Annotated in this window: 8 protein-coding genes and 1 pseudogene; 6 read left to right on the forward strand and 3 right to left on the reverse strand. The window is 71.2% G+C overall.

What is annotated here, in order from left to right; genetic code table 11:
- The first annotated feature begins 22 nt into the window (after nt 1-22).
- The 4 genes from QK442_RS32210 (at nt 23) to QK442_RS32225 (ending at nt 2,927) form a co-directional block, all read left to right on the forward strand.
- A complete protein-coding gene (locus QK442_RS32210) occupies nt 23-1,117 on the forward strand; it encodes an NUDIX domain-containing protein (RefSeq protein WP_282697642.1) in 1,095 nt (364 codons plus the stop codon).
- Nucleotides 1,118-1,147: 30 nt separating this feature from the next.
- Entirely contained in the window at nt 1,148-1,642 is a 495-nt protein-coding gene (locus tag QK442_RS32215; RefSeq protein ID WP_282697643.1) for a GFA family protein, read from the forward strand.
- 162 nt (nt 1,643-1,804) lie between these two features.
- Nucleotides 1,805-2,530 carry an NUDIX domain-containing protein gene (locus QK442_RS32220; RefSeq protein ID WP_282697644.1) on the forward strand — a complete coding sequence of 242 codons (726 nt, stop codon included), beginning with the start codon at nt 1,805-1,807 and terminating at the stop codon, nt 2,528-2,530.
- A gap of 55 nt (nt 2,531-2,585) precedes the next feature.
- A complete protein-coding gene (locus QK442_RS32225; RefSeq protein WP_282697645.1) occupies nt 2,586-2,927 on the forward strand; it encodes a MazG nucleotide pyrophosphohydrolase domain-containing protein in 342 nt (113 codons plus the stop codon).
- Nucleotides 2,928-2,983: 56 nt separating this feature from the next.
- Here the strand turns inward: QK442_RS32225 and QK442_RS32230 are convergent.
- Nucleotides 2,984-3,163 (reverse strand): annotated as a pseudogene (locus tag QK442_RS32230) (hypothetical protein); the annotation flags it as partial.
- Between the two features lie 174 nt (nt 3,164-3,337).
- Entirely contained in the window at nt 3,338-3,805 is a 468-nt protein-coding gene (locus tag QK442_RS32235; RefSeq protein ID WP_282697646.1) for an NUDIX domain-containing protein, read from the reverse strand.
- A 225-nt stretch (nt 3,806-4,030) separates the two neighbouring features.
- Here QK442_RS32235 and QK442_RS32240 point away from each other — a divergent pair, with 225 nt between their 5' ends.
- Entirely contained in the window at nt 4,031-4,672 is a 642-nt protein-coding gene (locus QK442_RS32240; RefSeq protein WP_282697647.1) for a C39 family peptidase, read from the forward strand.
- Nucleotides 4,669-6,033 (forward strand): UDP-N-acetylmuramoyl-tripeptide--D-alanyl-D-alanine ligase, encoded by a 1,365-nt coding sequence (gene murF / locus QK442_RS32245; protein ID WP_282697648.1) that lies wholly within the window; start codon nt 4,669-4,671, stop codon nt 6,031-6,033. The genes QK442_RS32240 and murF overlap by 4 nt, the downstream gene beginning before the upstream one ends.
- 305 nt (nt 6,034-6,338) lie before the next feature.
- Here the strand turns inward: murF and QK442_RS32250 are convergent.
- A partial coding sequence (locus tag QK442_RS32250) for a class I SAM-dependent methyltransferase (protein WP_282697649.1) occupies nt 6,339-6,938 on the reverse strand: 600 nt, incomplete at its 5' end.

Here is a 6,938-nt window from a genome sequence, read left to right on the forward strand (position 1 = left end):
TCACCGATCGGAGAGAACAGAGATGACCACGACTTCCGCGCCCGACGAACACCCCGGCGTTGCGATGAGGGACGAGGCGTACGGGGCGCTGCGCGCCTCGCACGCTCTGTGGGCCGGCACCTCCATCCTGATCACCAACCAGCGCGGTCAGGTCTTGCTCCAGCGCGTGACCTACCGCCCCGCCCGACTGCTGTCCGGCGGTGCCGTCGACAAAGGCGAGTCCCCCGCCCAGGGCGCCGCCCGAGAGCTGGAAGAGGAGCTCGGCGTCACGGCGGCCGTCACCCAGGGGCTGGCTGTCGACTGGGTCTCCCCCGCCGGCCGCCCCACGCCCCCCGCCATGAAGTTTCCCGGCGAGCTCCTGCACGTCTTCGACGGCGGCGTCTGGGACGAGGACCAGATCGCGGCGATCCGGCCCCGCCCGGGCGAGATCGAGACCGTCGAGTTCGCCGAACCGGCCGACCTGCCCGCTCTGATGTCTCCGGGTGACGCCCGCCGCGCCCTGTCCGCGCTCCGCGCCCGCATCGCCGGCGCCGGCCCCGTATTTCTGGAGGACGGGCTCCCGATCGCCCCCACCGTCCTCGACCGGGTCGGTGTCCTGCGCACCGCCCGAGCCCGCCACCACTTCCCCTTCCACCCACGCCCCGTCCCCGACGGCCTCACGGTCCGCCAGTCCTGGGCCTGGTGCTTCGCCCCGGACGGGCGTGTCCTCGTGCTCCTCGAACCGGACACCGGTACGGCCTGCCTGCCCGGCGGCACACCGGAGCCCGAGGAGCACGCCAACCCCGTGGCCACCGCCGTCCGTGAGGCCCGTGAGGAGGCCGCCGCCGAACTGGCCGGCATCCAGTACCTCGGATACCTGTCCGATCCTGAAACACCTTGCGCCCGCGTCCGCTACGCCGCCGCTCTGACGAACCTCGGCCCGTCCCCCGTTGATCCGGCCACCGGCCGCACATACATCCGGATCCTGGCCACCCCGGAGCAGGCCCTGGAGCTCTTCGACTGGGGTCCGTCCGCCACCGAGCAGCTCCAGGCAGCCCACCAGGCCCGCGCCCTGCTTGGCATTCCCCGGTCCGCTCGCCAGCCCGTCACCGAACTCCCCGGCCCCACCTCCTGGTAGCACCCCCACCTCCAGCGAATCGAGAAGCTGATGAACACCGCGCCTACTCCCGACCCGTCCTCCGCTCAGGCCCAGACCGCGCGCACCCCCGAACTCGTGCCCAAGTCCGCCCGACCCGAGATCGCCCGGACCGGGCACTGCCAATGCCGTCACATCACCTACCAGGTCCTCGGCGATCCGATCGACCCGCACTTGTGTTCATGCCCCCATGAGACCCGTATCTCCGGCGGCCCCGCAGTCCTGTGGGTCGGCTTCGGCAAGAACGGGCTGACGTGGACCGGCCCCGGCGGCGAGCCGACGTGGTACGCGACCTGGCCCACCCTTCGCCGCGGCTTCTGCCCACGCTGCGGGACGCACCTCGCCTCGATCGCCGACGACTCCGACATGATCATGGTCACCGGCTTCAGCCTCGACGACCGCAGCGGCACCGACCCCGTCGGGCACTCCCACCGGCAGGAGGCTGTTCCCTGGATGACCATCATCCTCGCTCCCGATCCGCTCTGCCCGGCACCTGCCTCACCATGACGCCTTCAAACCACCGCCGGGCACTCTGCGCCGTCAGCCCGGCGCCGAACCGGCCGGTCCCGGCGCCTGGTAGCCGTCCATTCAACGCGGCGTCCCCTCTGCGAAGGGGACGGCCGCACCCACAGGCTCCGTCACCGCTGTACCGCCCCGAAAGGCGAATGCATGTCCGATCCTGCCGCCGCCGAGTTCCTCGATCCCGACGTGAGGTTCGTCGAGCATCCGCCGCCGCGCCTCACTCCGTGGGAGCGGGGCGAAGTGGACCGTCTGTGGGCGGAGACCCGTGCGCTCAACCCCGCCGCGTTCGACGGGCCCGTGGTCGTCGGTCTCGGCGTCGACCGTACCGGGGCCGGGACGGTGGTGCGGTGGGCGCGGATGACGTACCGGAGCCGGGCCCTGCGCCGGCTGTGGCCAGCCGAGCGGGTACCCGGGTCCGTGTACGTCACCGCCCTGGTGCCCACCGAGAACGGTCTCGTCGTCGGGCGCGGGTCTGCTGCCACCGCGGCTCCCGGCCGGTGGACTCTCCCCGGCGGCGCGGTCGAACCGCCTCCGGCCGGGGAACTCCTGGACCTGGCAGGGGTGCGGCGGCACGCTGCCCGTGAACTGGCCGAGGAGACCGGTCTTCTCGTCTCCGACGACCGGTTGCGGCTGTGGGCGCTCACCCGAAGCCGCCGGTTCGGCGGTCTCGGCTTCCACTTCCTGTGCCCGCACGTGTCCGCCGCGCTCGTGCGCCGCCTTCACGCCGGACAGGCCGACGTCCCGCCCTACCCCGGGGCAGGCGGGCCGGAGCTCGACGAGATCTCCTTCGTCTCCTCCCCGGCCGTGGCCGACGCTCTCGGTCCAACCACGGACTACCTGCCGCAGGTGTGCGACCGGTACTTCACGGACTGACCCTCGCCAAAACCCTTACCTGCGAACAGTCGACCCCACGAAGGAGCACACCGTCATGGATTTCACCGAGATGAAGCGTCAGGCCCTCGACATCCACGCCCTGTACGACGAGCTCAACCAGAAAAAACGAGGACGGGTCTGGACGCGCGGCGAGTTCATGACCGGCTTCATGGGAGACGTGGGCGACCTGTCCAAACTCGTCATGGCCGCGGACGGCGCCCGCGACATGCCGGGCGGACGAGCCGCGCTCGAGCACGAACTGGCCGACTGCCTGTGGTCGGTACTCATCCTGGCGCACCTGCACGAGGTGAACCTTCTCGAGGCCTTCAGCCGCACCATGGCCGAACTTCGCAACAGCATCACCACCCAGCTCGTGGACGATCCGCCCACCCCATGAGCCGTACGCGAACCGCGGCACCCGGAGACGGTCGCCCTGCTGGAGCGCGAGCGTGTCGACAACACATCTGCAGTCGGCCAGACCCGCAGGTCCGGACACTCGACATCCGCCGGGTCAAAGACCGCCTGCCAGTCCTCCACCAAGGTATTCAGGACACTCACGTCCGACGACAACCCCATCAAGTTCGGGTCAAGGAAGCACTTCACGTCATCCCATGGGCTTGACCCATGAGGCATGTGCCGAATCAGCCGCAGAGCGACCGGTGTCGCTCAGGTACTCGCGTACTCCGGAAGCTGGGCCTGCGCGACTCCGGACAGGCCGTGAAAAGCCACCCTGTCCTGATGGGACAGCGCCATGTGGCTTTGTACGCGGTGACTCGCGTACAAAGCCACAGACGGAATTCCTCTCGCTCACACTTCGCGGATCGGGGTGTCGAGGACGGAGGTGATCGCGTCTGTGTTCGCGGCGATGAAGTCGGCGAGCTCCGGCGGCATCAGGTTCAGCTCGCGGACGGCCTCGGCAGTGAACGGCACCCGGACCACCTCGTACCCGCCCCGCTCCGGCTTGGAGAACTCCGTCCCCGTACGCGCGGCCAGGTCCATCGACTCCAGGCGCGCGGCGAAGATGTGCTGTACCCCGACGCCGCCCTCCAGCTCGTCGGTGATCAGGTGGACCAGCTCGGCGCGCTTCAGCTTGCCGCCGAGCTCCTCGAACACCTCCCGGTGCAGGGCCGCCTCGATGGTCGCGTCGTCCGCCTCGACCCCTCCGCCGACGGACACCCAGTACGGCTCCCTGCCCGGCTTGGTGCGCTTGATGAGGACGAGCTCGTCGCCGTCAAGGAGGATGGCGCGGGCGTTGCGTTTGACGATCTCGATCATGCCGTTTGTCCCTTTTGGTGGCGGTACAGGAGAGAACGGGCGAAGGGCCGCCTGGTGGCGGTGGACACCTCTGCAGCTCAGTGGGCCCACCGCAGTCGGCGGGTTCTTCATAGAAGTACGCTGCCGCATCGACAAGACGTCGGAGTTGCAGTCGCCCGCCCGTTCAGTAGCCACTGCCGCGCGTACCGCAGGCCGGCGCAGGTGCTGTGGGCCACACTGATCGCTATGTCCGAGCGATCGACGATCCATCAAGTTGCCTACTACGCACAGTGGGAGTCACCGGACCTTGTCCCGGATTTCATCGCCGGGACAAGGTCAGTCCGCGACGACCCCCTGTGGCAGAAGTCCGGCGCAGCCGACCGTGACGAGTACGCCTTCTGGGCCGACCGCACCTGCGGCATCGCCTGCCTGCGCATGGCCCTCGACCACTTCGGCGAGCACGTCCCGCCCGTCATGGAGCTCGTGTCCGAGCTGAGCGACGCCGGGGCTTACGTACGCGACGGCGACACCGTCCACGGCCTCGTCTACCGGCCCTTCGCCGAGTACGTCACCCGCCGGTGGACCGCCCTCACCGCCACCATCCACACCGACCTGGACGAGACCGAGATCGCCGACGCCGTCCACGCTGGATCCCTCGTCGTCATCTCCGTCCACAAGACCATCCGCACGCTTCCCCCCGAGCCGCCCTCCCGGGGCGGCCACCTCGTCCTCTCCGTCGGTGCCGACACCGAGGCTCTCTACATCAACAACCCCTCCGGCCTGCCCGGCCACAGCCAGCACGCCCACCGCGTCCCCTGGGCCGACCTCCCCCGCTTCTACGCCCGCCGAGGCGTCGTCCTGTCACACACCAAGGAGCCGGTCCGATGATCCCCATGACCCTCGCCGAGATCGCCGCCGCCACCCACGGCACCCTCGACACCGCCGACCCCGACACCGTGGTGACCGCGCCGCTCGCCTTCGACTCCCGCCACCCCGCCCCCGGCGCCCTGTTCGCCTGCCTGACCGGCGCTGCCCGCGACGGCCACGACTTCGCCGCCCTCGCCGTCGAACAAGGCGCTCTCGCCGCGCTCGCCCAGCGCCCGATCCACGTCCCGGCCGTCCTCGTCCCCGACGTCCTCACCGCCATGTCCGACCTCGCCCGCGCCGTCCACCAGCGCTACACCGGCCTGACCATCGGCATCACCGGATCGGCGGGCAAGACCACCACCAAGGACCTCCTCGCCCACCTCCTGGCCGCCCACGCCCCCACCGTCGCCACCCCGGCGTCCTTCAACAACGAGATCGGGTTCCCCGTCACCGTCACCAGCGTCCGGCCCGACACCCGCTACCTCGTGCTGGAGATGGGCGCCCGGGGCAAGGGCCACATCAAGGCCCTGTGCGAGGTGGCCCGGCCCAGCATCGCCACCGTCCTCGGCATCGGATCCGCCCACGTCGGCGAGTTCGGCTCCCGCGAAGCCATCGCGGAGGCCAAGGCCGAGATCGTGCGCGCCCTCCCGCCCACCGGCACCGCCGTCCTCAACGCCGACGACCCCCTCGTAGCGGTCATGGCCCACGACCACCCCGGCCCGGCCCTCTTCTTCGGCACCGCCCCCGGCGCCGACGTCCGCGCCACCGGCATCACCACACACGACGGCCGCCCCGCCTTCACCCTCCACCACCAAGGCCGGACCGCGCCGGTCCAGCTCTCCGTCTACGGCCGCCACAACGTCACCAACGCGCTGGCTGCCGCCGCGACCGCGCTCGCCGCCGGCGTGCCCTTCGACACCGTCGCCACCACCCTGTCCGGCGCCACGATGGCCACCGGAGGCCGCCTGGCCGTCACCACCCGCCCCGACGGCGTCACCGTCATCAACGACGCCTTCAACGCCAGCCCCGAGTCCGTCCTCGCCGCCCTCGACACCCTCACCGACGTCGGCCAGGACCGCCGCCGCCTCGCCGTCCTCGGCGAGATGGCCGAACTCGGCGGCCACTCCCCCGCCTGGCACCACCGCGTCGCCGACGCCGCCGCCCGCGCCGACCTCGCCCACCTCATCGTCATCGGCACCGGCGACGGCGCCCACACCCTCACCACCGCCTATCAAGCCGCCACCGGCCGTACCCCCGACCGGCACACCCCCGACACCGCTACCGCCGCCGTCCGCGACCTCCTCGTTCCCGGCGACGTCCTCCTCATCAAGGGCGCCAACTCCCTTCACCTGGAATCCATCGCCGCCCAGCTCCTCCCGTGAACCTGCGGCAGGCACCCGGCAGCACCTCAGCCAGGCGCGTGCCGCTGGCCATCCGCCGGCCCCGACCGGACCACGATCGCCAGAACGTCACCGACCGGATCGTCTGCCGTTCGACGCAGGGATCGCCGGGCGGAAGCCCGGTATCCGTCGGACGCGGCCAACTCGCCCGGTCCCGCGTAACGCACGAGTCCCGCTGGCACCGGCCATGCCGCGCGCCTGCCGAGGCCGACGCCGTGCCCCCCCCTGGCCCGGCCGGCAGCCCGAAGTGAACGACGCCCGTCGCCGCAAGTCGCCCCGTGGGCGGTTCATTCTTCGGTCCGTCCGGTCACGAGAAGGTGCGCGGATGCGTCGGCGAACTCGGGATGCTCGTCGGCAAGCCATGCCGTCTCGATGGCGCCGGGCAGCAGCGGCGAGTCGTGGAGGGCCTCGCCGGCGGTGCGTTCGGCGGCGCGGAGGTAGGCCCAGCCGGGGCCTTCGATCCCGGTCACGGTGATCCGGGTCAGGCCGGCGTCGGCGGCCTCGGCCGCGAGTTCGGCGGCGGTGTGGAAGTAGGCGGTGGTGAAGCCGCGGCTGCCGTCGTACGAGCCGCTGCGCAGGACGGTGGCGACTTCGCCGTGGAGGAGCTCGGGGGTGAGCTCGGCGTGCACGGTGTAGTCCTGCAGAAGGCTGTAGCGGCTGATGCCGGCGGCAGCGACCAGGGCGCCGGGCTTCGCCGCTCTGACGGCTTCTTCGAGGGCGCGGACGCGGTCGGCGCGGGTGGTGAGGTGGTAGAGCGGCCCGAGCAGCAGGACGGCGTCGTAGGAACCGGTGGCGGCGGTGAGGTGCCGGGCGTCACCGAGTTCGGTGGTGCATCCGAGGGCATGGACGGCGGCCTGGTCGAGGTGCCGGGGGACGGGGTCGATCAG

Source organism: Streptomyces sp. CC208A (assembly GCF_030010625.1).
Lineage (GTDB): Bacteria > Actinomycetota > Actinomycetes > Streptomycetales > Streptomycetaceae > Streptomyces.

Excerpts from the sequence above, each read along its gene's own strand:
- QK442_RS32210 (WP_282697642.1), top strand. The coding sequence starts at position 23 with ATGACCACGACTTCCGCGCCCGACGAACACCCCGGCGTTGCGATGAGG.
- QK442_RS32215 (WP_282697643.1), top strand. The coding sequence starts at position 1,148 with ATGAACACCGCGCCTACTCCCGACCCGTCCTCCGCTCAGGCCCAGACC.
- QK442_RS32220 (WP_282697644.1), top strand. The coding sequence starts at position 1,805 with ATGTCCGATCCTGCCGCCGCCGAGTTCCTCGATCCCGACGTGAGGTTC.
- QK442_RS32225 (WP_282697645.1), top strand. The coding sequence starts at position 2,586 with ATGGATTTCACCGAGATGAAGCGTCAGGCCCTCGACATCCACGCCCTG.
- QK442_RS32235 (WP_282697646.1), bottom strand. The coding sequence starts at position 3,805 with ATGATCGAGATCGTCAAACGCAACGCCCGCGCCATCCTCCTTGACGGC.
- QK442_RS32240 (WP_282697647.1), top strand. The coding sequence starts at position 4,031 with ATGTCCGAGCGATCGACGATCCATCAAGTTGCCTACTACGCACAGTGG.
- murF (WP_282697648.1), top strand. The coding sequence starts at position 4,669 with ATGATCCCCATGACCCTCGCCGAGATCGCCGCCGCCACCCACGGCACC.